This is a genomic window from Paraburkholderia sp. BL18I3N2 (genome assembly GCF_003001875.1).
GTDB lineage: Bacteria > Pseudomonadota > Gammaproteobacteria > Burkholderiales > Burkholderiaceae > Paraburkholderia > Paraburkholderia phytofirmans.
In genome coordinates, this window is the sequence record NZ_PVNC01000072.1 from 1 (window position 1) to 1,157 (window position 1,157).

The following is a 1,157-nucleotide window of genomic DNA, read 5'->3' on the forward strand; positions in this document are numbered from 1 at the left end:
GCGCCGGTTTCTTCGATGAAGCCCATGCCGCCGTGCACCTGCACGCCGAGGCTCGTGACGTCGATAGACAGTTCCGTGCTCCAGCCCTTCACGATCGGCACGAGGTATTCGTAGATCGCCTGATGTTCGGCGCGCTTGCCTTCGTCGGCGTGACGATGCGCGATGTCGCAATGCGCCGCGGCCACATAAGCCAGCGCGCGCGATGCTTCGGTGAGGCCGCGCATGGTCGCGAGCATGCGACGCACGTCCGGATGCTGAATGATCGCGACCGGCTGTTTCGCGGAGCCATCCACGGGACGGCTTTGCACGCGATCCTTCGCGTACGCGACTGCCTTCTGATACGCCCGATCCGAAATCCCGACGCCTTGCATGCCAACCGCAAAACGCGCCGCGTTCATCATGATGAACATGTATTCGAGGCCGCGATTCTCCTCGCCGATCAGATGACCGATCGCGCCACCGTGGTCGCCGAATTGCAGCACCGCGGTCGGGCTCGCCTTGATGCCGAGCTTGTGTTCAATCGACACGCAATGCACGTCGTTGCGCTCGCCGAGCGAACCGTCTTCATTGACGAGAAACTTCGGCACGATAAAAAGCGAAATGCCTTTCACGCCCTCCGGTGCATTCGGTGTGCGCGCCAGCACGAGATGCGCGATGTTCTTCGCCATGTCGTGCTCGCCCCACGTAATGAAAATCTTCGTGCCGAACAGCTTGAACGAACCGTCGCCCTGCGGCTCGGCGCGCGTACGCACCAGCGCGAGATCGGAACCGGCCTGCGGCTCGGTCAGGTTCATCGTGCCAGTCCATTCGCCGGAAATCAGCTTGGGCACATAGGTTTGTTTTTGCGCTTCGGTACCGGCGGTGAGCAGCGCTTCGATCGCGCCGTCGGTCAGCAAAGGACACAGCGCGAACGACAGGTTCGACGCATTGAGCATTTCGACGCACGGCGTCGCAATCAGCTTCGGCAGGCCCTGGCCTTCATAGTCGACGGGATGCTGCACGCCTTGCCAGCCGCCTTCGCCGAACTGGCGAAACGCCTCCCTGAAGCCGGGCGTCGCGGTCACCACGCCGTCTTTCCAGCTGCTCGGATTGCGATCGCCTTCGACATTCAGCGGCGCCAGCACGCCACCGCACAGTTTCGCCGACTCTTCGAGCAC

1 protein-coding gene is annotated in these 1,157 nt (G+C 62.5%); it reads right to left on the bottom strand.

Features of this window, described 5'->3' with window-relative positions; genetic code table 11:
* Positions 1 to 1,157, bottom strand: a 1,157-nt coding sequence (locus B0G75_RS40040) for an acyl-CoA dehydrogenase family protein (RefSeq protein WP_181309456.1), incomplete at both ends; no start/stop codon positions are given.